This window comes from Neobacillus cucumis (assembly GCF_023715505.1).
Genome location: NZ_JAMBOH010000123.1, coordinates 1 through 407, shown reverse-complemented (window position 1 = coordinate 407; position 407 = coordinate 1). Strand labels below are relative to the sequence as shown.

At 38.3% G+C, this 407-nt stretch carries 1 pseudogene; it reads left to right on the top strand.

Features of this window, described 5'->3' with window-relative positions:
- Positions 1-262, top strand: a pseudogene (locus M3226_RS31705) (IS110 family transposase); the annotation flags it as partial.
- Between the last annotated feature and the right edge of the window lie 145 nt (positions 263-407).

Here is a 407-nt window from a genome sequence, read left to right as displayed (position 1 = left end):
TGTAGAAATCTGTTGGTCTTATCGTCATCGACCTTCTCTTAAAGGTGAATTACTTAAACGGCAAGAAGGTCAAGATCCTGAAGCACAACGTATTGCTTGGAAGGCTCAGCACCGTCTTCATATGAAATATCATCGTATATCTGCTAAAGGAAGAGGTGGCAAAGTAGCTGTTGTTGCTGTCGCTAGAGAATTGCTTGGATTTATTTGGGCTATCGGTTGTACCATTGAAAATAAACAAATTACTCAATCAAAAGTTGCTTAATTAGATTAAATGTAAACTTATGTAATGTATGATTTTATCTCAGAACTATTTGTGTTGAAGAATTGAAGATTTGGCTCGAAGGCAAACCCCCGGGAAGGAGAACCCTCATGTTAAGTTATGCACTAGGTTCGAAGAACTGAACGTG